The organism is Pseudomonas sp. LBUM920, from assembly GCF_003852315.1.
Lineage (GTDB): Bacteria > Pseudomonadota > Gammaproteobacteria > Pseudomonadales > Pseudomonadaceae > Aquipseudomonas.
The window spans coordinates 2,126,309-2,147,798 of sequence record NZ_CP027762.1; the positions used below are offsets into that span (position 1 = coordinate 2,126,309).

21 protein-coding genes are annotated in these 21,490 nt (G+C 60.9%); 6 read left to right on the top strand and 15 right to left on the bottom strand.

The features are described 5' to 3' along the window. Positions 1–93: 93 nt before the first annotated feature. A complete protein-coding gene (locus C4J83_RS09930; protein ID WP_234452694.1) occupies positions 94–2,175 on the bottom strand; it encodes a carboxy terminal-processing peptidase in 2,082 nt (693 codons plus the stop codon). Positions 2,176–2,313: 138 nt separating this feature from the next. On the opposite strand from C4J83_RS09930, the gene C4J83_RS09935 reads away from it, so the two are divergent. Continuing rightward, positions 2,314–3,276: a zinc-binding dehydrogenase gene (locus C4J83_RS09935; RefSeq protein WP_124416902.1), complete on the top strand. Its 963-nt coding sequence runs from the start codon at positions 2,314–2,316 to the stop codon at positions 3,274–3,276. A 151-nt stretch (positions 3,277–3,427) separates the two neighbouring features. Here C4J83_RS09935 and C4J83_RS09940 read toward each other — a convergent pair whose 3' ends face one another. The 6 genes from C4J83_RS09940 to C4J83_RS09965 all read right to left on the bottom strand — a co-directional run bounded on the left by C4J83_RS09940 (position 3,428) and on the right by C4J83_RS09965 (position 8,805). Further along, the gene (locus C4J83_RS09940; protein ID WP_119735577.1) at positions 3,428–4,081 is read right to left on the bottom strand and encodes an HAD family hydrolase; all 654 of its coding nucleotides are present in this window, start codon (positions 4,079–4,081) and stop codon (positions 3,428–3,430) included. Positions 4,082–4,111: 30 nt separating this feature from the next. Next, positions 4,112–5,101, bottom strand: a complete 990-nt coding sequence (locus C4J83_RS09945) for an ABC transporter ATP-binding protein (protein ID WP_010565203.1) — start codon at positions 5,099–5,101, stop codon at positions 4,112–4,114. After that, complete coding sequence (locus tag C4J83_RS09950) at positions 5,098–5,898, bottom strand: ABC transporter permease (protein ID WP_106580568.1); 801 nt, start codon at positions 5,896–5,898, stop codon at positions 5,098–5,100. The genes C4J83_RS09945 and C4J83_RS09950 overlap by 4 nt, the downstream gene beginning before the upstream one ends. Then, entirely contained in the window at positions 5,885–6,748 is an 864-nt protein-coding gene (locus tag C4J83_RS09955; protein ID WP_371924211.1) for an ABC transporter permease, read from the bottom strand. Before C4J83_RS09955 ends, C4J83_RS09950 begins: the two co-directional genes overlap by 14 nt. Further along, positions 6,727–7,533, bottom strand: a complete 807-nt coding sequence (locus tag C4J83_RS09960; protein WP_106580570.1) for an alkaline phosphatase family protein — start codon at positions 7,531–7,533, stop codon at positions 6,727–6,729. The genes C4J83_RS09955 and C4J83_RS09960 overlap by 22 nt, the downstream gene beginning before the upstream one ends. A gap of 204 nt (positions 7,534–7,737) precedes the next feature. Beyond that, complete coding sequence (locus C4J83_RS09965; protein WP_106580571.1) at positions 7,738–8,805, bottom strand: ABC transporter substrate-binding protein; 1,068 nt, start codon at positions 8,803–8,805, stop codon at positions 7,738–7,740. 353 nt (positions 8,806–9,158) lie between these two features. Here C4J83_RS09965 and C4J83_RS09970 point away from each other — a divergent pair, with 353 nt between their 5' ends. Beyond that, positions 9,159–9,872, top strand: a complete 714-nt coding sequence (locus tag C4J83_RS09970; RefSeq protein ID WP_106580572.1) for a UTRA domain-containing protein — start codon at positions 9,159–9,161, stop codon at positions 9,870–9,872. 170 nt (positions 9,873–10,042) lie between these two features. On the opposite strand, the gene C4J83_RS09975 is transcribed toward C4J83_RS09970, so the two are convergent. From C4J83_RS09975 to C4J83_RS10010, 8 genes are read right to left on the bottom strand one after another with little or no spacing between them, the layout of a single operon-like run. Next, on the bottom strand, positions 10,043–10,999 hold the full coding sequence (locus tag C4J83_RS09975; RefSeq protein ID WP_124416903.1) for a metal ABC transporter substrate-binding protein: 957 nt from the start codon (positions 10,997–10,999) through the stop codon (positions 10,043–10,045). After that, entirely contained in the window at positions 10,999–11,898 is a 900-nt protein-coding gene (locus C4J83_RS09980; RefSeq protein ID WP_106580574.1) for a metal ABC transporter permease, read from the bottom strand. The genes C4J83_RS09975 and C4J83_RS09980 overlap by 1 nt, the downstream gene beginning before the upstream one ends. Beyond that, positions 11,895–12,641 (bottom strand): metal ABC transporter ATP-binding protein, encoded by a 747-nt coding sequence (locus C4J83_RS09985; RefSeq protein WP_106580575.1) that lies wholly within the window; start codon positions 12,639–12,641, stop codon positions 11,895–11,897. The genes C4J83_RS09980 and C4J83_RS09985 overlap by 4 nt, the downstream gene beginning before the upstream one ends. Continuing rightward, positions 12,638–13,558, bottom strand: a complete 921-nt coding sequence (locus C4J83_RS09990; protein WP_119735579.1) for a metal ABC transporter substrate-binding protein — start codon at positions 13,556–13,558, stop codon at positions 12,638–12,640. The genes C4J83_RS09985 and C4J83_RS09990 overlap by 4 nt, the downstream gene beginning before the upstream one ends. 20 nt (positions 13,559–13,578) lie before the next feature. Then, the gene (locus C4J83_RS09995) at positions 13,579–14,139 is read right to left on the bottom strand and encodes a DUF6162 family protein (RefSeq protein ID WP_119735580.1); all 561 of its coding nucleotides are present in this window, start codon (positions 14,137–14,139) and stop codon (positions 13,579–13,581) included. Further along, positions 14,136–14,465 carry a hypothetical protein gene (locus C4J83_RS10000; RefSeq protein ID WP_106580578.1) on the bottom strand — a complete coding sequence of 110 codons (330 nt, stop codon included), beginning with the start codon at positions 14,463–14,465 and terminating at the stop codon, positions 14,136–14,138. Before C4J83_RS10000 ends, C4J83_RS09995 begins: the two co-directional genes overlap by 4 nt. Then, the gene (locus C4J83_RS10005; RefSeq protein ID WP_106580579.1) at positions 14,462–14,998 is read right to left on the bottom strand and encodes a PA2404 family protein; all 537 of its coding nucleotides are present in this window, start codon (positions 14,996–14,998) and stop codon (positions 14,462–14,464) included. Before C4J83_RS10005 ends, C4J83_RS10000 begins: the two co-directional genes overlap by 4 nt. Continuing rightward, complete coding sequence (locus C4J83_RS10010) at positions 14,998–16,197, bottom strand: PepSY-associated TM helix domain-containing protein (RefSeq protein ID WP_124416904.1); 1,200 nt, start codon at positions 16,195–16,197, stop codon at positions 14,998–15,000. The genes C4J83_RS10005 and C4J83_RS10010 overlap by 1 nt, the downstream gene beginning before the upstream one ends. 290 nt (positions 16,198–16,487) lie before the next feature. Between C4J83_RS10010 and leuC the strand changes: the two genes are divergently transcribed. From leuC to C4J83_RS10030, 4 genes are all read left to right on the top strand, one after another. Further along, positions 16,488–17,906, top strand: a complete 1,419-nt coding sequence (leuC, locus tag C4J83_RS10015) for a 3-isopropylmalate dehydratase large subunit (RefSeq protein WP_124416905.1) — start codon at positions 16,488–16,490, stop codon at positions 17,904–17,906. Beyond that, a complete protein-coding gene (leuD, locus tag C4J83_RS10020) occupies positions 17,903–18,517 on the top strand; it encodes a 3-isopropylmalate dehydratase small subunit (RefSeq protein WP_124416906.1) in 615 nt (204 codons plus the stop codon). Before leuC ends, leuD begins: the two co-directional genes overlap by 4 nt. 427 nt (positions 18,518–18,944) lie before the next feature. Further along, on the top strand, positions 18,945–20,099 hold the full coding sequence (locus C4J83_RS10025; protein ID WP_119735585.1) for a KamA family radical SAM protein: 1,155 nt from the start codon (positions 18,945–18,947) through the stop codon (positions 20,097–20,099). 20 nt (positions 20,100–20,119) lie between these two features. Beyond that, positions 20,120–21,490 carry an ATP-grasp domain-containing protein gene (locus C4J83_RS10030; protein ID WP_256660654.1) on the top strand — a complete coding sequence of 457 codons (1,371 nt, stop codon included), beginning with the start codon at positions 20,120–20,122 and terminating at the stop codon, positions 21,488–21,490.

Genomic DNA, 21,490 nt, shown 5'->3' on the forward strand with positions numbered 1-21,490 from the left:
CCGCAGGCTTGGCGCCTGCGGTCCTTCATTTCACGACAGAATGATGTCTATATGATGACACTCCGAGGAGCGATCACATTAAATTGCCATCATTTACTGCTTGGCCACCTGTTTGCTGATTTTCAGGTAGTCGAGCAGGATCCGGCCTGTTTCAGACAGGTAGGCGTCGTCTTCCGGCTTGGTTTTTTCCGGCTCGGTCGGCAGCGCATCTTCATCTTCTTTCTTCAGTTCCTTGAGCGGGTCTTCGCCTTTGGCCTTGCGGCGGGCGTTTTCCAGTACCAGTTGCTGATTTTCGATGCTGGTGTGCTGCGCACGGCGATCGGCTTCGTTGAGGCTGACGGTTTTCTCTTCCATCAGCTTCTTGGCCAGGGCCAGTTTGTCGCGGATGAACACAAACTCGGCATCCTTGGCGGAGCGCGCGTCATGGTCAGCCTTCAACTGCGTCAGGAACGGTTTGAACGGGTCCGACGCCGGCTTGATCGCAGGGCGGATGGTGTCCCACGGCATGGCTTCAGGCAGGGCGCTCTCGCCGATTTCCTTGGTGTCGATGATCGACGGGAAGTCGACATCCGGCAGCACGCCCTGATGCTGGGTGCTCTGCCCGGAAACCCGGTAGAACTTGGCCAGGGTCAGTTTCAGCTCGCCATGGTTAAGCGGCTGAATGGTCTGCACGGTGCCTTTACCGAAGGTCTGGCCGCCGACGATCAGCGCACGGTGGTAGTCCTGCATCGCGCCGGCGAAAATTTCCGAGGCCGAAGCCGAGAGGCGGTTGACCAGCAACGCCATCGGCCCTTTGTAGAAGGCACCCGGGTTCTCGTCCTCAAGCACATCGACACGGCCGTCAGCGTTGCGTACCAACACGGTCGGGCCTTTGTCGATAAACAGGCTGGTCAGCTCGGTGGCTTCCTGCAGGGAACCGCCGCCGTTGTTGCGCAGATCGATCACTACGCCGTCGACTTTGTCCTTCTGCAGTTCGGTCAGGATTTTCTTCACGTCGCGGGTGGTGGACTTGTAGTCCGGATCACCGGCACGGAACGCTTTGAAATCCAGGTAGAAGGCCGGGATCACAATCACGCCCAGCTTGTAATCCTTGCCATCCTGCTTGAGGTTCAGGATCTGCTTCTGCACGGCCTGGTCTTCAAGCTTCACCGCTTCACGGGTGATGGACACGATCTTGCTGGTCTGGTCGTTCGGTGCATTGGTGTGCGGAATCACTTCCAGACGCACCACGCTGCCTTTTGGCCCGCGGATCAGCTTGACCACTTCGTCCAGACGCCAGCCGACCACGTCGACCATCTCTTTGTCGGCCTGGGCCACGCCGATGATCTTGTCGGCCGGAGCGACCTGCTTGGTTTTGTCTGCCGGACCTGCCGGCACCAGACGCACGATCTTGACCTGGTCATTGTCGCTTTGCAGGACGGCACCGATGCCCTCCAGCGACAGACTCATGTTGATATCAAAGTTTTCCGCGTTATCTGGCGACAGATAATTGGTGTGCGGGTCGTAGGACATCGCGAAGGTGTTGATGTAGGCCTGGAAGATATCTTCGGCACGGGTCTGGTCCAGACGTGCCAGCTGATTCTTGTAGCGCTTGGTCAACAGCTCTTGAATGGCCTTGGGCTCTTTGCCGGCGATCTTCAAGCGCAGCACTTCGTCCTTGACGCGTTTGCGCCACAGGTCGTCAAGGGCGGCGCTGCTGGTCAGCCAAGGCGCGTCCTTGCGATCCACCAGAAGGGTTTCTTTCTGGGTGAAGTCGAGCTTGTCGACGCCTTTGTCCAGCTCACCCAGGGCGAAGTCCAGACGCGCTTTGACGCGGTCCAGGTAACGCTTGTAAATGGTGAAGCCGGGCTGCAGGTCGCCGCTTTTGAGGAAGTCGTCGAACTGGGTCTTCCACTTATCGAACTCAGCGATATCGCTGGCCAGGAAGTAGCTGCGCGACGGATCCAGCAGCTTGAGGTAGCTGTCGTAGATGATCACCGAGCGCGCGTCGTCCAGCGGCGGCTTGCTGTAGTGATGGCGCTTGAGCAACTCGACGACGTTAAGGCTTGCAATCACCTCATCGCGATCAGGCTGAAGGTTGTCCCAGCTGTTGGCTGCGAACGTATTGGTCGACATCGACGCGAAGCCGAGACCAATGAAAAAAGCGAGGGCGGTGCTGGGGAACAGATGCTTCATGCTGATTCGACGCGGGGGCAATTGATAACGCATATTAGGCCGTCTTTGAGGGAGCCGGTTCCATATGATCCGGTCGCATAATGCAAAAAGCCCGGCGCTACAGCTACGGGCTCAGTCCAGACTCACTATGGAGGCACTGTGAAAGCATTGCAAGGCGTTGAAGGTCATGTGGAGTGGCTGACAGAACCCAGCCCTACTTGCGATGTAGGCCAAGTTCGCATTTGTGTGGCGACTGCGGGCCTTAATCGCGCCGATTTATTACAGCGCGCCGGGCTCTATCCACCCCCGCCTGGCGCCAGCCACGTGCTGGGTCTTGAGTGCGCCGGGGTTATCAGTGAGGTCGGGCCGGGGTCGTCCTGGCAGGTCGGTGACCGCGTTTGCGCATTGCTCGCCGGTGGCGGCATGGCCGAAGAAGTGGTGGTGGATGCGCGCCATGTACTGCCGGTACCGGAAGGTTTGTCGCTGACCGAAGCAGCGGCTCTGCCCGAGGTGTACAGCACGGCGTGGCTGAATCTGTTCCAGCTGGCGGGCCTCAAGCCCGGTGAAAAAGTCTTGCTGCATGCCGGCGCCAGTGGTGTGGGCTCGGCGGCGATCCAGCTGTGCAAGGCGTTTGGCAGCCCGTGCTGGGTCAGCGTCGGCTCGGCGCAGCGCCTGGCGTACTGCGAGGCACTCGGTGCCCAGGGCGGCGTGGTACGTAATGACGGCATTGAAGGGCTAAGCGATTTCGGGCCGTTCGATGTGATCCTCGACCCGGTGGGTGGCAACTACGCCGCGCTGGACCTCAAGCTGCTGGCCCTGGACGGCCGCTGGGTATTGATCGGCTTGATGGGCGGGCGCGACGCGCAGCTCGACCTGGCGCAGGTGCTGGGCAAGCGCATTCAGCTGCTCGGCTCGACCCTGCGCAGCCGCAGCGATCAGTTCAAGGCAGACCTGTTCAGTGACTTGAGCCAGCAGGTATGGCCGCTGTTTGCCGAGGGACGCTTGAGCCCGCAACTGGCCAAGACCTTCCCGATCAAGGATGCCGAGGCGGCGTTTGCCGAGTTGGCGAGCAACCAGATTTCCGGGAAATTGGTGTTGGTGATTGACGAGAGTTTGGTCTGACACCCGTCTCCGGCTGAAATGAGATCAAAGTGTGGGAGCGGGCTTGCTCGCGAAGGCGGAGTGTCAGATGAAACATTCTTCACTGACAAACCGCTTTCGCGAGCAAGCCCGCTCCCACAGTGGATTGGATTTCAATTCAAGGAGCGCAGTGTCATACCCAGTGATGAATCGGCCAGCCGGCCTTTTCTGCATGTTCACGCAACACCGGATCCGGATTCACCACCTGCGGGTGATCCACTTTCAGCAGCAGTGGCAAATCATTGCGTGAATCCGAGTAGAAATACGCGCCGTCGAGCGTCTCGCTTTCCTGCTCCAGCCATTCCAGCAACCGCGTGATCTTGCCTTCACGGTACGTCAGTACACCCACGGTATGGCCGCTGTACACGCCATGGCTGACATCCAGGTCGATGCCCAGCACTTCATCAATACCAATACGTGCCGCAATCGGTTTGACCAGGTGGGTGCCCGACGCGGAAATCACCAGAATCCGGTCGCCGTTCGCGCGGTGGCGAGCGATGGTCTTGGTGGCGTCACTGTAGATCAGCGGCTCGATGACGTCCTCGACCCACGGCTCTACCAGGTGCTCGATCTCTTCCGGCGTGCGGCCGATCATGGGTTCCAGGCTGAAGTCCATGAAGGCTTCCATGCGCAGCTTGCCCTGGCCGTAGGCGTCCATCAATTCGTTGTTCTTGCGCATGAATGACTCAGGGTCGACCCAGCCCAGGCGGCCCATCTGCTCGCTCCACAGGGTGGCGCAGTCGCCGTGGATCAAGGTGTCGTCCAAATCAAAAATTACCAATGCCATCCGTCATGCTCTCTGAAATAAATCGTGGCGTCAGGCTACTTCACACAACGCACTGGGGTCGATGGAAAGTGCCAGGCGCTGGCCATCCGGGTGCAGGTCGTCGGCGGAACGGTTGAGCACATCCACCACCAATTCCACGCCGCGTGCCTCGATGCGGTAGCGAATCACGTTGCCCAGCAGGCTGTGGCTGCGCACCAGTGCGTCGAGTTCGCCGCTGCGGCTCAGTTCGATGGCCTCCGGGCGAATCGCAATGCGCCCACTGATCGGGCGTTGCAGCAATTGGCTGGCCTTGTCGGCGTCGAGCAGGTTGTAGTTGCCGATGAAACCGGCGGCGAACACATCCACCGGCGCGGTGTAGAGCGTCTCGGCATCACCGCTCTGCACGATCTTGCCCTGGTTCATCAGGAAGATGCGGTCGGACATGGTCAGGGCTTCTTCCTGGTCATGGGTGACGAAAATCGTGGTCAGCCCCAATTCGCGCTGAATCTGGCGGATCTGTTCGCGCAGGTGCTTGCGGATCCGCGCGTCCAGCGCCGACAGCGGCTCATCGAGCAGCAACAGGCGTGGGCGGGTCACCAGCGAGCGGGCGAGGGCCACGCGCTGGCACTGGCCACCGGACATCTGATGCGGGTAGCGGCCGGCGAGTTCTTTGAGCTCAACCAGTTGCAGCACTTCCTGCACGCGCTTATGGCTGTCGTCGGCGTTGACCTTTTGCATGCGCAGGCCGAAGGCAACGTTCTGCTCCACGGTCATGTTGGGGAACAGCGCGTAGCTCTGGAACACCATGCCGATGTGGCGTTTCTGCGGGCTGAGGGGAACGATGTCCTGGCCATCCAGCAGAATTTTGCCACTGTCCACCGACGTGAGGCCGGCGATGCAACGCAGCAAGGTCGACTTGCCGCAACCGGACGGGCCGAGCAGGGTGACGAATTCGCCCTTGGCGATCTCGCAATTGATGTCACTGAACACCGGGGTGCCGGCGTAGCCTTTTTGCAGGTGTTGGACGCTGACGAAGCTCATTGGCTTTTGTCCTTGTTCAAGATATTGGCGGCCCAGGTCAGCACCAGCACAAAGAAGAAATAGGAAATGACGACGGCACTGGTGAAGTGGCCGCTGCTGTTGCGCATGTTGTTGAGGTACACCTGCAGGGTTTCGTAGCGGGTGCCCACCAGGATGTTGGCGAACACGAACTCACCGAACAGGAACGAAAACGACAGCAGCAGCGCTACCATCAGGCCCTTGCGCAGGTTCGGCAGCACCACCAGGATTGCCGCCTGCCAGGTGCTCGCGCCGAGCAATTGCGAGGCGTCCATCAAGTCGCGCAGGTTGATCGCTTGCAGGTTGTTGGTGATCGCGCGGTACATGAACGGCAGGGCCACGGTGAAGTAGCAGCCGATCAGAATCCACGGCGTGCCCACCATCGCCAGCGGCCCGGAACCGTAGAGTTGCAGCAGGCCCACCGACGACACCACCGGCGGCACCGCGAAGGGCAGCAGGATGAGGATGTTCATCAGCGCGTCGAGCCGGGGGAAGTGGTAATGCACCACGAACAGCAGCGGCAGAATCAGCACCACTGACAGGATCAGCGCACCCACGCACACCAGCAGCGACTGGCCAAAGGCGGCCAGAAAGCGTGGGTCGCTCCACAGCTGCACATACCATTTCACCGTGAAGCCGGCCGGCAGGATCGTCGCTGACCAGCTGCTGGCAATGGAGTAGACAAAGGTGCCCACCAGCGGCAACACCAAAATCGCAAACAACAGGTACACCACTACGCGATGGTAGAGGGAGGCCGAGCCGGCTTCAGCGCGAGACATGGTAGCTCCTCTTGAGCAGCAATTGATGAACCACGGTGACCACGGTCATCAGCGCCACCAGCACCACGGCCAGGGCACTGGCCATGTTCGGGTCCAGGGAAATATCACCGGAGACCATCGCCGCGATGCGGATCGGCAGCACGTTGAAGTTGCCGGTGGTCAGCGCGTACACCGTGGCATAGGCGCCCAGAGCATTGGCCAGCAGGATCACGAAAGTGCCGAGCAGCGCCGGGGTGAGCACCGGCAAGCCGATGTGCCGCCAGAACTGCCAGCCGCTGGCGCCCAGCAGCGAGGCCGATTCACGCCAGTCTTCACGCAACGCATCGAAGGCCGGGTAGAGCAGCAGCACGCCCAATGGAATCTGGAAGTAGGTGTACAGAATGATCAGGCCGGTTTTGGAATACAGGTTGAAGTCCTGAATGATCCCGGCCTGCTTGAGCATGATCGTGATGCTGCCGTTGAAGCCCAGCAGGATGATGAAGGCGAAGGCCAGCGGCACGCCGGCAAAGTTGCTGGTCATGTTGGCGAAAGCGGTGACGAAATTGCGCAACGGCCCATCGACGCGGCGCAACGAATAGCTGCCGAGCACCGAGATGATGATGCCGAACACGCTGGAGTAGAAGCTGATCTCCAGGCTGTACTGGATGGCTTGCAGGTAGAACTTCGAACTGAAGATCTTGATGAAGTTGGCCACGCCCCAGCCGAACTCCTCCGATTGCAGGCTGTTGACCAACACCCACACCAGCGGGGCGATTTCAAACACGATAAAGAACAGCGCAAAGGGCACCAGGCAGAGGATCGCCAGCCATTTGCCACGGGTTAGGGAATTCACTTCAACAGCTCCCGGCATACAGGTTTGTCGTGGGGCACCCCGAGCAGTTCGCAGACAGTGCCGCACAGTTCGGTTTGCTTGGGTCGGGCAGAAGGGTCGAAGTTGAAGGCCGAGCCCAGCACGAACAGGGGCACTTCACGCTCCTCGGGCAGCAGGCCGTTGTGCGAGCGATCGTTGTTCATGCCGTGGTCGGCGGTCACCAGCACCTGGTAGCCGGCGTCGAGCCAGCCTTGCAGGTAATCGGCGAGGATGATGTCGGCCGAGCGTGCGCTGTTGCGGTATTGCGAGGTATCGAGGCCGTGCTTGTGGCCGGCGTCATCGATGTTCATCGGGTGCACCACGAGGAAATTCGGCGCGTGTTTGCGGCGCAGGCTTTCGGCGTCGGCGAACAGGTGCGAATCCGGGTAGTGGTCATTCCAGTAAAAATGCCCGTGCTGGATCGCCAGCGCCTTGTCGTCGGTATGGCGATCACGCGCGGCAATAAAGGGCGTGCGGTTATACAACTCGCTGACCCAGTGGTAAGCCGCCGCCGCTGTGGTGAGGCCGGCGTCGGTGGCGTAATGGAAAATGCTGCGCTGGTTGGACAGGCGCGAGACATTGTTGTGGACGATGCCGCTGTCGATCGGTGGCACGCCGGTGAGGATGCATTCATACAACGGCCGGGACAGGGCCGGCAGTTCACAGTCCAGTTTGTAAAGCGCTGCGCGTCCTGCGCCGATATAGGCCTGGAGATGCCCCATGGCATGTCGGGCAACCTCGTAGTTCAGGCCGTCGAGCACCACAAGGATGACGTTGTGCTTCATAGGGGCTGGGGCTCCGCGACGGTAGGTTCGACTCAATTTCCCTGGCTGAACGGGATCAAACATGTGGGAGCGGGCTTGCTCGCGAAAGCGGTGTGACAGGCAACACTTCTTTCTCTGAACCATCGCTTTCGCGAGCAAGCCCGCTCCCACACAAGCCCGCTTCCACATTGGATCTCCAGTGGAGAGCCAATGTGGGTTGAAGCCTTACTGCATATTGATGATGACTTCTTCCTGCCATTTTTGCGGCAGTGCCTTGGAGGTCTTCTCCCAAGCGTCGGCATCCTTGATCGGCGTGACTTTCTTGTATTGCTCGTTCGGCAGCAGCTTGGCCTGCACGTCAGCCGGCAAGGTCAAGTGCTCGGCACGGATCGGACGGGCGTTGCCGCGCGCCAGGTTGGTCTGGCCGGCGTCGCTGAAGATGTACTCACGGGTCAGCTTGGCGGCGTTCGGGTGCTTGGCGTATTTGTTGATGATGGTGGTGTAGCCGGAAATCACCGAGCCGTCCGATGGGATCAGCACCACGTAGTCATCCGGGTTGGCCATCTTGGCTTTGTAGCTCAGGCCGTTGAAGTCCCAGACCACGCCCACTTCGACTTCGCCTTTTTCCATGGTGGCGATGGTCGGGTTGGCCAGCGACAGGCGGCCTTGCTTGGCGATGTCGGCGAACATCAGCAGCGCAGGCTGGATGTTCTTCTCGTCGCCACCGTTGGCCAGGGCTGCCGCGAGCACGCCGTTGGCGGCCTGGGCGGCGGTGCTCACGTCACCGATGGAAACTTTGTATTTGCCGGTTTTCAAGTCAGCCCAGCTTGTTGGGGCTTCGGAGCCGTGCAGCAGCTTTTTATTGACGATAAAGGCGATGGTGCCGGTGTAGGCCAGGGCCCAGTTGCCATCTTTATCTTTTGCCCAGTCCGGCACTTGCGCCCAGGTGCTCGGCTTGTACGGTTGGGCCACGCCCTGTTTCACCGCGATCGGGCCGAAGGCGGCACCGACGTCACCGATATCGGCGCTGGCGTTGTCTTTCTCGGCGGCGAACTTGGCGATTTCCTGGGCCGAGCTCATGTCGGTGTCGATGTGCTTGAGGCCGTAGGTTTTGGCCAGGTCTTCCCAGGTGCCTTTCCAGTTGGCCCAGTCATCGGGCATGCCGACGCTGTTGACGGCGCCTTCGGCTTTCGCGGCGGCTTCCAGAGTCTTTAGATCGGTATCAGCAGCCATGGCGGCGGTGCACATGGCAATGGTCGAGCCTAACAGTGATGCCAGGAAAAGCTTTTTCATCCGAAGCTCCTTTGGGCGTTTTCAACGCGGCGTTTTTATGAACGTTTGCGGTGGTGTTGGTCTAGGTCAGAGCAATACCTGAGCCAATCTAGGCTCGGTGCATGACAGTTTCATGTCGATGTCGTTTTTTAATCGCTTTTGTCGCTCATTCCAGACTCAGCGTAGACCATGCCCAAGTGCCCGCAGGCCCTGGACTTGGCCGATGTATTGCAGGGTGTGGTGCAGGGCGTGGACAGGGACTGTCATCTGTCGGTCATCTGTAATGCCTAGGCTGGCACGCAGTAGCAAAAGCCCATTTACGGAGCGGTTTGTGCACCTGAACGGTGCTGGTCTAGTCCAGATAGGTAACGTTGATGCGTGATGAGGCAATCAAGGCGGTGACATCCATCGGCCTGGCGCTGCAAGAGCAGATCGACCACGGCCTGTTGCCGCCCGCGAGTAAATTGCCCGCCGAGCGCAAGCTCAGCGAGTTGTTCGGTACCACTCGCATTACCGTGCGGGAAGCCTTGTTACAGCTGGAAGCCCAAGGCCAGATTTACCGTGAGGAGCGCCGTGGCTGGTTCGTTTCGCCGCCGCGGCTGGCCTACAACCTGATGCAACGCAGCCACTTTCACGCGATGGTTGGGGATCAGGGCCGGGTGGCGTCCACCGAAGTGATTTCTGCGCGGCTGCAACCGGCGTCGGCAGCAGTGTGCGCGTGGTTGCAGTTGCCGGCGCTGTCGAGTGTGATCCAGATCTGCCGAGGCCGGCGGATTGATGGGCGCCTGGTGTTGTATGTGGAGCACTACCTGAACCCGCAGTACTTTCCGGGGATTCTGGGGTGTGATCTGAATCAGTCGATGACCGAACTGTATGCGCGCAAGTACGACCTGCACTATGGCCGTGTGCGCTTTGAAATCGTGCCGACGTCACTGCCGGTGGAGGCCGCCGCCGCGTTGCGCGTGTCGGTGGGCAGCCCGGGGTTGCGCATTGCCCGGGTCAACTATGACCAGCACCAGCGGTTGATCGACTGCGACCTGGAGTTCTGGCGCCATGATGCGATTCACGTCGGCGTGGATGTGGTGTGACCTTCGGGTGCTGGGCTGGCCGACAGTCAGCAGGTGCACCGCGAGCTTAATGGGGGAGCTGGGTTGCCTGCGATGCGGGCGCCTCGGTACATCAGGCAAATAACATTGATGCTATCGCAGGCAAGCCAGCTCCCACACTTGAACCGAGATCGACTTGAAGAATCGCTCGCCTATGGCATCAGTGTCTTGATCACCTGATCCACGTTACCTTCCAACTCCGCCACCGGGTCCGCACCGTCGACGTTCAACACCAATAGCTGCGCACCGGATGCCGTCACTGCTGCTTTCACCGCTTCGCTCGGTTGACGATGGTGCAGCACCACGGCCACGTCGCTGTCCTTCAAGCGGGCGGTTAACCCCTGCAGCGCTTCGGGCGTCCAGTCGGCGTCCGGCCGTGCATCGGTGCTGACCACTTCCAGGTTCAGACTGCTGACCAGGTACGCAAAGTGATCGCTCAGGCTGACCACGCTCAGGTTATCGGCCTGCGCCAGGCGCGCTTCGCTGTCGGCGTTGAGTTTGAGCAGGCGCTGCTTGAGGGCGGCGAGGTTGGCATCAATCGTCGGTTTGGCATTCGGCGCCAGCCGGCTCAGGTCGGCGGCCATCACATCGGCCATGCGCCCCATATTGTTGCTTGACTGCCAGGGCTGGCTGTTCAGCCCGTCGGTGCTGCCTGGTTGCACGGCAATGCCCGGCAGGCCGCCGTCCACCGGGCGCGCAGCGTCGATTTCGACGATGCGGATATTGCTGCGCCGCGCCACCGGATACAGCGGGTCATCCGGCCACAACGAGCGCAGGCCGATGGCGGCGTCGGCGTCCGACGCGAGGGTATTCAGTGTCTGCGCGCCACGGCCGGTGAAGTAGGACACCTGCCGAGAACCTGGCAGGTTGGCAGGGGCGGCGCGTTCAAGCTTCACGTCGGTGCCTTTTAGCAGTACCTCGGCCAAGCCGTAAGTGATGGGCAACGAGGCCACGACTTTGACCGACTTCTTTGCTTTGGTCAGCGCGGCATGGCCGAGACCCTGGTTGACTTTGAAGTCGTTGGGATTAAAACCATCGACGGCGGCCAGCGCCGAAGTGCTGACCAAACAAGCGATGGCCAAGGCCAGTGGGCGAAAAAAAGGGCGCATTATCCAAGATTCCCTTTGAGGCTGGGCACGGTGCCGCGCGCGATGGCGGCGAAGGCGAAAGCGATACCGGCAACCAGAATGATCGCGGCGCCGGACGGAATAGGCAGGTCGAAGATGATCGGCAGCAGAATGCCGCACAGCGTGCTGACGGTGGCGATCACTACCGACACCCAGAAAAAACCTTTGAGCGACTGGCTCAGCAGGCGCGCCGCCGCGGCTGGAATCACCAGCAGGGCGCCCACCAGGATCGCGCCGATGACCTTGACCGCCGCCACGGTGATCAACGTCACCAGAATCACGAACAGGTAGTCCAGGGTTTTTACCGCCACACCGCGCACGGCGGCCAGTTGCGGGTTGAAACTGGCGAGCATGATGCGGTTGTACAGCGGCAACGCCAGCGCCATCACCAGCGAGCCAACCACGGCCAGCACCAGCAAATCATTGCCGTTGACCGTCAGCACCGAACCAAACAGCACGTTTTCCAGAATGTGCACGTTGATCTTGCCCGCCAGAATCAGCAACAGGCTCGCGCCCAACGCCAGCGACACGGAGAGGAACACGCCGATCAAGGTGTCCGGCGCCAGGCCGGTGCGGTTGCGCAGGTAATTGAGCAGGATGCCGAACAGCAGGCAGTAGCCGAACAGCGCACCATATGGCCCGGTATAGGGCTCACCTAACAGAATGCCCACGGCCACGCCGGTCAGCGCGGCATGCCCGACCGCTTCGGAGAAAAACGCGAAGCGCTTGACCACCACCAGTGTGCCCAGGCCGCCCAGTACCGGGCCGATCAGTAAACCGGCGAGCAAGGCATTGACCACAAATCCATAGGCCAGCGCTTCCGGCAGATAGCCGGAAGAGGCCCAGCCCTGGACCATCAGACGAAACGCTTCATAACTCATGGTGCCGGGCTCCGGGGGTGAGTGGAGAACAGGGTCAGCAGGCGGTCCGGGGTCAGCGCTTCTTTTGGCGTGGCGTCGAACAGCACACGACGGTTCAGGCCGGTGACGCGGTCGGCCAGGCGGCCCACAGCTTCAAGGTCGTGCTCGATCCACAGCACGGTGATCCCGGCCAGGCGCCAGTCATTCAGCAGGCGTTCAAAGACCTGGATGCCGGCTTCATCGAGCGCCGACATCGGTTCATCCAGCACCAGCAGGTGCGGAGCCGGAATCAGGCCCTGGGCCAGCAATACGCGCTGACGCTCACCGCCCGACAGCGCGCCCATGCGGCGTTTGCGTTTGTCCTGCATGCCCACCCGTTCGAGCGCCTCGCCGATTGCCCCGGCGTAGTGCCTGGACAGGCCGAGAAACGCCGGGCGCCGTTGACACATGGCGGCCATGAAGTCGTCGACGGTCATCGGCAAGCCACGGTCGAACTCCAGCGCTTGCGGTACATAGCCGATGGTGCCGGGCGTGGCCTGCCAGTGCAGGCGCAAGTGGCCCTGGTGCGGCATTTGCCCCAACAGGGTCTTGATCAGCGAGCTTTTACCGCCGCCGTTGGGGCCCACCAATGCATGGATGCTGCCTGGCTCTACCTGGAAGCTCACACCGTCAAGAATGGTGGTGCGGCCCAGGGTCAGCGACACCGTGTCGAACTCGATTGTCGGACCAATGCTGGCCACCTTCAGCTGTTCCGCCGCCGTCATGCCCCGGACTCCTGAATCGCCCGCACCACGGTGTTGAGGTTGCCGGTCATTTCCACTTCGTACTTCTCAGGGGTGTATTCGCCGTAGGAGATATGCGACAGCGGGTACAGCTTCACGCCGGATTCACGCTGGATGGTCTCGACGTAGGTGGACGGGAAATCCATCTCCGAAAAGATCACCTTCACGTCCAGGGCACGCAGTTCGTCGATGGTCTTCTTCAACTGGCTCGGGCTGGGCTCGATGCCGTGGGCAGGCTCGACCACCGCCGTGACTTCCAGGCCGAACTCACGCAGCAGGTAGTCGTAGGCCGCATGCACGGTGGCCACGCGCAGGTCGGGGTTGGGCGCGCTGGTCAGCTTGGCCAGCGCGTCGGCGCGCATCTGGCGCAGGCGCTTGCCGTACGCACGGGCGTTCTGGGTGTAGGTCTTGGCGTTGTCCGGGTCGAGTTTGCCCAGCTCGCGGGCGATGTTGTTGACCTGGGCAATCGAGGCGCTGATCGACAGGAAGGTGTGCGGGTTGACCACCTTGCCTGCACCGCGCGCGGCATTGCCGGTGGCGGCCAGCAGCGGCACGTTGGCGTTGGCCTCGATCACCGGGATGTCCGGGCGCTCGCTGGTGGCGATCATGCGGTCGGCGAAATCGTCATGGCCGACGCCGTTGAGCACGATCACGTCGAGGGTGCCGATGCGCTTGATGTCTTCGGCGCGCGGCTCGTAGGCGTGTGGGTTGAAACCGGCCGGGATCAACGGCACCACCTCGGCCTTGTCGCCGACGATGTTGGTGACGTAGCTGTAATAAGGGTGCAGCGTAATGCCGATGCGCAGGCGTTTGGCTGCCTCGGCGTTGGCCAAAGGCGCCAGCAACACACTGAACAGACTGATCAGCAACAGGCGCAGCAGGGGAGATGAAATGGACATGGGCACTCGGTCTTCTCGGGTCAGTGACGGTGCTGGCGCGTGACGCCGGCATCGAATTGCGCGACCACCTGTTGCCAGCCGGCCGCGATCAGCGCCTGGTCAGTGAGGTCGGAAGGGGTGGCGAGATTGGCCTGGCGGTTGAGCCAGATATCCGGCTCGGCGCCGTGCACGCGCATCAGCAGCGAGCCGCTGGTGCTTGGCGTCTGGCTCACGCCCAAGTAGGCCGAAGGCTCCAGCATTTGCCATCGATGGTCGCCACGGCTGACCGAACTGGCGTCCTGGGCAAACGGCGCAAACCCTTCTTCGGCCAATTGTTCAGGCGTTGGCAGGGCGCTTTGCTCTTGTTGCAGCAGCTGGATCTCATCCAGAGTCACCCGCAGGTCGGCGTAGATGCCTTGCTCGGAGGCGCTGAGGTCGCGGCGTGCATCCAGCTGGTGGCTGGGCAGCGCTGCAACTTCCTGGGTTTCACCGTGCAGGGCGATCACCGAGCCGGCCACCGCCAGGATGATCAGGCACAGCAACAGCACGTAGAGGGTTTCGTGGCCGGCACCGGCGGGGCGTACAACCTGTGTGGTGCTCATTGAGGCTGGATATCCGCTTGGTCGATTTCCACCACGTGACCGGGGCCTGCATCAAACAGCACATAAAACTCGGCGGCGGGCTTCTTGAAGGTCAGGGTCGAGTCCTGGCCAAGCTTGCCGGGCAGCAGGATGGTTTCGTCGTAGCCGATTACGTCCAGGGTCACGCCCGGGGCGCCGCTGCCGTCGGAAAAACCGCCGGTGCACTGGATCTGCTCGCCGGGGATTTCCTTGCATTCGCACATCGGGTTGTGGGCGAGGGCGGTGGTACTGAAACCGGCGCAGAGCAACAGTGCTGCACCGGCGCGGGTCAGGCGCGTCAACGTCATGGTTTAACTCCTTGCTTGTTCAGCCAGGCAATGGTGGCAGGCGAGGCCTGGCTCAGCGGGATGGAACCCTGGTGCATCGTGCCGTCCCAGCCTTCCATGGTGATCCACAGTTCGGCGTCGGCCGGCGTGCGTTCCGGCACCGGCAGGGCGGCGCCCATGCGGTACGGCGTGCCGAAGAAGATCACTCCGGCGGCGCGCAGGCTGCGGGGCTTGCCGATACGCAAGTAGGTGGCCTTGACCTGCTCGGCGCAGGTGTCGCACAGGGCAGCGTTGAAGAATTTCATCGGGCCGGCCGGGTCTGGGCGCGGGCCTTCATTGCGGAATTCGGCGAGTTTCAGGCTCCAGGGCCCGACCTGTACGTCACCGACCACTCGCTCACCAATGCCGGTATCGCCGCGAAACAACGCGGCATCGGCAAAGTACTTGGGCATGAACCCCAGCGGCACCAGCAACAGCAGGATGTTGATATGGAACCGCCATTTCAGCCAAAAGGCGCGCAGCGGCGAAGGCGGTGTTGCACTGACCTTGCTCATTATTTGGCCTCCGAGGTTTCAGCCTGCAGGGCGGGAGCGGCAGTAGGCGCACGTTGGTTCTTGGCTTCGCGCTTGAGGGCATTGAGGGTGGCCAGCGCGGTGCGCTTGGTCCAGATCAGCAGGCCGCTCAACACCATCATGCTCAGCACCAGGCCGAAGAACGCCCAGATCAGCTTGATCCACAGCCCGCCAAAGTCGCCGGTGTGCAGCGGGCGCATGGATTCGGTGACGAACTCCAGCGTCGAGCGATCGGAGAGCAGGTGCGACACCGCGATTTCACCGCTGTAGGGGTTGAGTTGAGCGGTCTGGAACATCAACGGGTACCAGCCGCGCCCGCCGATTTGCAGGTGGCTGTAGGCGTTGAGCGGCAGGAACACGAATGTGGCGTCCAGCCCTGGAATGCGTTGGGTGGCGATTTCGATGGCTTCGTCCAGCGCGATCATCGGTGCCGGCACGCCGGGCGCAGACATCGGCACTTTCTCGCGAGCAATCACTGGGACGATCGGTTCGCTGGAGATGGAAATCTGGTTGTCCCCCAAAATCGCCTGGATCAAGAACCAGGTACCGGTGATGGAAATCACCGCGATAAACCAGATCGACCAGATACCACTCAGGCGGTGGAAGTCGCCCCAGAAAATTCGCGCGCCGTGGCGGATGCGCAGGGTGGGGCGCAGAAACCCTTTCCAGAAGCGTTTATAGACGACCAGCCCGGTGACCAGCGACGCCAGCAATGGCAGGCCGAGCGCCGAAACCAGGTACCAGCCCCAACTGAAGCCGTTGGTGAACGGCACCAGCCACCAGCCATGCAGCGCGCGGGTAAATTGCTTGAAATCGAACGACGGGCTGATGCCCTGGATCGCCCCGGTGTACGGGTTGACGTAGACCTCCACGGAACGCCCGTCCGGGTAGCTGAGGTCGACACTCAGCGCAAAGTGCGTTTCGTCCGGGCGGATGATCGATTGCACGATCACCTGGGGTTCTTCGCGCTTGATGGCAGCAATCACCTGGTCAAAGCTCAGCATGTGGGCATCATCCGACGGCTTGCTCGCGCGGATATCCGGGTTGGCCAGCCAGACGATTTCCTGGCTGACCACCGCCAGGGTGCCGGTGACGCAGACGATCAGTACAAAAAACCAGATGGGCAATGCCAGCCAGCTGTGTACGAGAAACCAGAGTTTTGAGCGTGACTTCTTCGACATGTGAATGCGGGTCTTGATCGGAGGAGGGCGGAGGAGGCCCGGAAAAGGCCGGTCGTAGCTTTTGCTGACGCGACGGGCTGTATCTAAGTTAAGACGGATGAGGTTTGGAAATCCCTAACCCGGATATGAAAGAAAATGTTTCAGGTTCCCATTCAAGGCGCTGGCAGGCCTTCATCGAACACGAAACATGTTCCAAGCCATCACCCGGTCGCCATTGATAGGGCCCAAGGGCTGCGTAGGATGGATTTATACCGTTGAGCCCGCCTCAAGAAACGTGAGCCCTAAGAAAAATGACCGCCAGAACCCTCTACGACAAACACATCGATTCCCACACGGTGTGCCCCCTGGATGACCAGGGCCATGTCCTGCTTTATATAGACCGCCAGGTGATCAACGAATACACCAGCCCCCAGGCCTTCAGCGGCCTGCGCGACGCCGGCCGCGGGGTGTGGCGCCCCGGCACGGCGCTGGCGGTGGTCGACCATGTAAACCCCACCACGCCCAAGCGCATCGCGGCGATGCCCGACGCAGGCGGGGCGCGGCAAGTCTCGTACCTGGCAGAAAACTGCCGCGATTTCGGCATCGAGCTGCTGGATATCCTCGACAAACGCCAAGGCATCGAGCATGTGATCGCCCCGGAGCAAGGCTTTATCCTGCCGGGCATGGTGATCGCCGCCGGCGACAGCCACACCACCACCTACGGCGCCCTCGGCGCATTTGGATTTGGCATCGGCACTTCGGAAATCGAGCACCTGCTGGCCTCGCAGACGCTGGTCTACAAACGCCTGAAAAGCATGCGCGTGACGGTTGAAGGCGACCTGGCGCGAGGCCTCACGTCCAAGGACGTCATCATGGCCTTGATCGGCAAGATCGGTGCCTCCGGAGCCACCGGCTACGCCATCGAATTTCGCGGCTCCACCATCGACGCGTTGAGCGTCGAGGCACGCATGACCATCTGCAACATGGCGGTCGAAGCCGGTGCGCGCGGCGCCTTCATGGCGCCGGACGAAAAAGTCTTCAGCTACCTCAAGGGCAAGCCCCGCGCGCCGAAGGGCGAGTTATGGGAACAGGCACTGGTGGGCTGGCGCCAATTGCATTCGGACGCCGACGCCGTGTTCGACCAGGAGGTGCTCCTGGATGCCACCACCCTGGAACCCATGGTCACCTGGGGCACCAGCCCCGACCAGGCTGCCCCCATTGGCGCCCGCGTGCCCGACCCGCAGGACATCAGCGACCTGATCCTGCGCCAGGACATGCGCCGTGCCCTCAACTACATGGGCCTGGAAGCCGGCATGCCGCTGAGCGACATCGTCATCAGCCATGCGTTTATCGGCTCCTGCACCAATGCCCGCATCGAAGACCTGCGCGACGCCGCCAGCGTGGTGCGCGGCAAGCACGTGGCCGAGCACGTACGGGCGATGATCGTGCCCGGCTCCACCGAAGTGCGCGACCAGGCCGAGGCCGAAGGGTTGGCGGCGATCTTTATCGACGCCGGGTTCGAGTGGCGCCAGTCCGGCTGCTCGATGTGCCTGGCGATGAACGACGATGTGCTGGCCCCCGGCGACCGCTGTGCGTCCAGCACCAACCGCAACTTTGAAGGCCGCCAGGGCGCCGGCGCACGCACGCACCTGATGAGCCCGGCAATGGTCGCTGCTGCCGCGATCACCGGCCGCCTCACTGATATTCGCCACTTTGGAGACCGTGCATGAGCCTGCAACCTTTTACTGTGGTCACCGGCAAGGCCGCGCCGATGCTGGCCGCCAATATCGACACCGACGTGATCATGCCCAAGCAGTTTCTTAAAGGCATCGACCGCAGCGGCCTGGACCGGGGGCTGTTCTTCGATCTGCGCTTTCTGGCGTCCGGCGAGCCCAACCCCGCGTTCGTGTTGAACCAGCCGGGCTGGCAGGGCGCACGCTTCATGGTCGTCGGGCCCAACTTTGGCTGCGGTTCCAGCCGCGAGCACGCGGTGTGGGGCTTGAAACAAATGGGCATTCGCGCGCTGATCGGCAGCAGTTTTGCCGGGATCTTTTATGACAACTGCCAGCGCAACGGGGTGTTGCTCATCACCCTGGACGACGCGCTGGTGCACACACTCGGACAGGCTGTCAGCCAGGCGGACCAGGCGCAGATCAGTGTCGACCTGGAGGCTCAGCAAATTCGTCTCGCGGATGGCCGGGTCATTGCGTTCCAGATCGACACCTTGCGCAAGACCGCGTTGCTGCTGGGCCTGGATGCCATTGGCAGCACGTTGCAGCGCAGTGAGCAAATCAAAGCATTTGAACGCGAACATTTGGCTGCCAACCCTTGGCTCAGTTGATAAACACGTAGTTATATAAGTAGCCAACACAGCGCCCTCTTTTAATAAAGAGGGCGTTTTTGTGTGCTATTTACTTTTCAAATAACAGCCATTAAATGCCGGCTTCGCCCGCCATTACAGGCGGTGTGGCCAGTTGAAAGAGTAATCCCGGAAAAACCACAAGGGTATTGGGTTGACACCCCGCAGACCATCGGCTTAAGTGGGGGCTGGCTTGGAAGTCAGCACATTATAAGAAAGGGAAGTTAATACTATGGCCGTTGAGTGAGTGGTTATGTCTCCTGGGTGTCGGTGATCACGTTAATAACCTGATTGCGCGCGCTCGCCTGTAAACAGTTGTCTTTGTTGCCGATAGTAATGTTGTTCCGGTCCGGGACGGCAGGTACTTATCTGCCCATAACATAAGTTAAAACACAGAGAGTACCTACTCATGTCGATTTTTGATCAAGCCACCCATCGCTCGGTGCAATGGCAAGATTGGCGCTGGCAGCAAAAGCACGCCCTGCGCGATGAGCCGGCCTTGCGCATTGCCTGCGGGGGATGGAGTGAGGAAATAACGGCGCATATCGAGCACAACTTGCAAGACCGCAAGATGCAGATCACGCCTTATTACATTGATCTGATCAAGCGCTCACTCACCGGCGGTCCGATAACCGACCATCCGCTGTGGCGCCAGGTGGTGCCGTACTGGAGCGAGCAGGTGGCGGGCGATTACGACGGAACGTCGGAGAACTGGGAACTCGGGCATGAGATGAAAACGCCCATTTGCCAGCACAAGTACGACAACCGCGTGATCCTGCGCATGACCAACACCTGCAATGCCTATTGCCAATTTTGCTTTGAGGCACTGCGCACCTTGCAGGTCGGCACGGAGAAGGCCAACGCCAGCACCGACTCGTTCAAGGATTCGGTGGCGTACATCCGCAGCAACCCGGCCATTGAAGAAGTGATCCTCAGCGGCGGTGACCCGTTGATGCTGGCTGACCGCAAGCTCGAAGAAAACCTCGCGGCGTTGCGTTCGATCCGCGACGACCTGCTGATTCGAATCCATTCACGGGCGTTGAGTTTCAACCCGTTCCGGGTAACCGATGAATTGGTGGCCATGCTCGAGAAGTACAACGTCAACGCATTTGGGGTGCATGTTTGCCACCCACTTGAGCTGACGGCTGATTTTGCGGCGGCGGTTAAACGTATTCAGAGTGCCGTGCCGATAGTGTTCTCCAACATGCCATTGTTGCGCGGCGTGAATGATGATGAAGCCACCTTGCATACACTCTTTATTGATCTTTATCGTCTCGGCGTAAAACCGTATTACTTGTATCACTTCATGCCGTTTTCGCCGGGGGCGTCCGAATATAAAGCCTCGATCAGCCAGGCGATCGCCATTATGGATCGGCTCAAGCGGCGCGTGTCGAACATTGCCCTGCCCGAATATGTATTGCCGCACGCACAAGGCAAGTTTACGGTGCCGTTGCTGGACTTTGAAAAGCCTGAAGACTTGCCACATTTTGAAGTGCACGAGGGGCAGCGCCATTATCGTTTTCGTAATTGGGAAGGGCACTGGTGCAGTTGGCAGGATGCCTGAATTAACTCACGGAAGAGGCAATGATGGTCATGAAGCAAGAGGCGGTTCTTTTTATTGATGTCGATGACAGTGCCTCGGTGCGTTACAACTACCGCGAGCCGCACTTTGCGGTCGCCCGCGCACAAGGCCTGGCCTGTCTAACCGCCGGGGTCGCGGGGCGTCATCACCTGCAGCGACTGCGCGACGACAGTGATGAAGTGTTTCTGCTCGAGGCATTAAGCGAACAATCGATTCTGGACCTGGTGGGGCGGCTGGACGGGCGTTACCAGATTCGCGCGATTTTCTGCCAGGCCGGGCACCCGTCTGCATTGGGCGAAGTGGGTTGCATCGTTGCAAACACCTGCAAGCGCCTGGGGCTGGTGTACAGCTGTGCGCAGGCGATTGCCGCGTGCAATAACAAGTACCTGATGCGCAGCGTGCTGCAAAAGCACGGGCTGCGCTCGGTGCCGTTCGCACTGTGCAATAACGAGCAGGAGCTTCAGGCAGGCGCCGAGCGGGTGGGCTATCCGCTCATTGCCAAACCGCCTTTTGGCGGTGCGTCGGCCTTTATCAAGAAGTGCTCCAACTGGGCGCAGTTGCGCAGCCATTACGCGCAGTTCGTGAGCGGTCACGGCGCGGCGGCTTACGCGGATTTCTACGGTTGCGCGCACCGTTTGCCGGCAGTCGACGGTCAGGCGCGCGAGTACCTTCCGGGGCGTAGCATCCTGCTGGAAGGCTATATCCCGGGCATTGAAGGCAGCGTGGAATGCGTGGTTGTCGGCGAGCGCATCCACGCGCTGCTGATCAACGAGAAACTCATGCTGACCGAGCGCAGCGGCACCGTGCTGGAGAACCTGCTGATTTCTCCGCCGACCTCTTTCACGGCCGAGCAGTGCGAGCAGATCCGCACGTACGCCACGGCATGCCTGCGCGCGGTCGGGCTGACCAACGCGGTGGTGCATTTCGAATTTCGCATGACCGATCAAGGCCCCGTAGTCATTGAGATCAACCCGCGCGTGGGCGGGCTGTATGTCAACGCGGCGTTCCGAGACCTGGCCGCGATCAATCCCTACCAGCTGTATATGTCGCTGCTGCTGGGCGAGCCGGGGGTTAACGCGCAACTGGAGGCCGGCGCGCACAAGGTCGCCAATGGCCGCCAGCACTACGCGATGCTGGCGATTTACCCGGAGCACAGTGGCCGCTTCAAGGGGATCGAGGGCGTGCAGTTTCTCGATCACCACGCCGCCGTGCTGGAGTACGCGCAACTGGACGCCGGCCACTGCCTCGACGCCGATATCGAGGAGCACTATTTACTCAAGTGCTGGGCCAGGGTCGACGATGCCGCCGACGCTTACGCCTTGCATGACGCGATCAGGCACAACCTGCACGTGATCATCGAGAATAAGGTTTAG

What these genes read in the sequence shown, in the direction of transcription:
- leuD (WP_124416906.1), top strand. Translation starts at nt 17,903, where the DNA reads ATGAGCCTGCAACCTTTTACTGTGGTCACCGGCAAGGCCGCGCCGATG.
- C4J83_RS10025 (WP_119735585.1), top strand. Translation starts at nt 18,945, where the DNA reads ATGTCGATTTTTGATCAAGCCACCCATCGCTCGGTGCAATGGCAAGAT.
- C4J83_RS09990 (WP_119735579.1), bottom strand. Translation starts at nt 13,558, where the DNA reads ATGTCCATTTCATCTCCCCTGCTGCGCCTGTTGCTGATCAGTCTGTTC.
- C4J83_RS09995 (WP_119735580.1), bottom strand. Translation starts at nt 14,139, where the DNA reads ATGAGCACCACACAGGTTGTACGCCCCGCCGGTGCCGGCCACGAAACC.
- C4J83_RS09945 (WP_010565203.1), bottom strand. Translation starts at nt 5,101, where the DNA reads ATGAGCTTCGTCAGCGTCCAACACCTGCAAAAAGGCTACGCCGGCACC.
- C4J83_RS10030 (WP_256660654.1), top strand. Translation starts at nt 20,120, where the DNA reads ATGATGGTCATGAAGCAAGAGGCGGTTCTTTTTATTGATGTCGATGAC.
- C4J83_RS09970 (WP_106580572.1), top strand. Translation starts at nt 9,159, where the DNA reads ATGCGTGATGAGGCAATCAAGGCGGTGACATCCATCGGCCTGGCGCTG.
- C4J83_RS09985 (WP_106580575.1), bottom strand. Translation starts at nt 12,641, where the DNA reads ATGACGGCGGCGGAACAGCTGAAGGTGGCCAGCATTGGTCCGACAATC.
- C4J83_RS10005 (WP_106580579.1), bottom strand. Translation starts at nt 14,998, where the DNA reads ATGAGCAAGGTCAGTGCAACACCGCCTTCGCCGCTGCGCGCCTTTTGG.
- C4J83_RS09980 (WP_106580574.1), bottom strand. Translation starts at nt 11,898, where the DNA reads ATGAGTTATGAAGCGTTTCGTCTGATGGTCCAGGGCTGGGCCTCTTCC.
- leuC (WP_124416905.1), top strand. Translation starts at nt 16,488, where the DNA reads ATGACCGCCAGAACCCTCTACGACAAACACATCGATTCCCACACGGTG.
- C4J83_RS09930 (WP_234452694.1), bottom strand. Translation starts at nt 2,175, where the DNA reads ATGAAGCATCTGTTCCCCAGCACCGCCCTCGCTTTTTTCATTGGTCTC.
- C4J83_RS09975 (WP_124416903.1), bottom strand. Translation starts at nt 10,999, where the DNA reads ATGCGCCCTTTTTTTCGCCCACTGGCCTTGGCCATCGCTTGTTTGGTC.
- C4J83_RS09965 (WP_106580571.1), bottom strand. Translation starts at nt 8,805, where the DNA reads ATGAAAAAGCTTTTCCTGGCATCACTGTTAGGCTCGACCATTGCCATG.
- C4J83_RS09940 (WP_119735577.1), bottom strand. Translation starts at nt 4,081, where the DNA reads ATGGCATTGGTAATTTTTGATTTGGACGACACCTTGATCCACGGCGAC.
- C4J83_RS09960 (WP_106580570.1), bottom strand. Translation starts at nt 7,533, where the DNA reads ATGAAGCACAACGTCATCCTTGTGGTGCTCGACGGCCTGAACTACGAG.
- C4J83_RS10010 (WP_124416904.1), bottom strand. Translation starts at nt 16,197, where the DNA reads ATGTCGAAGAAGTCACGCTCAAAACTCTGGTTTCTCGTACACAGCTGG.
- C4J83_RS10000 (WP_106580578.1), bottom strand. Translation starts at nt 14,465, where the DNA reads ATGACGTTGACGCGCCTGACCCGCGCCGGTGCAGCACTGTTGCTCTGC.
- C4J83_RS09955 (WP_371924211.1), bottom strand. Translation starts at nt 6,748, where the DNA reads ATGCCGGGAGCTGTTGAAGTGAATTCCCTAACCCGTGGCAAATGGCTG.
- C4J83_RS09950 (WP_106580568.1), bottom strand. Translation starts at nt 5,898, where the DNA reads ATGTCTCGCGCTGAAGCCGGCTCGGCCTCCCTCTACCATCGCGTAGTG.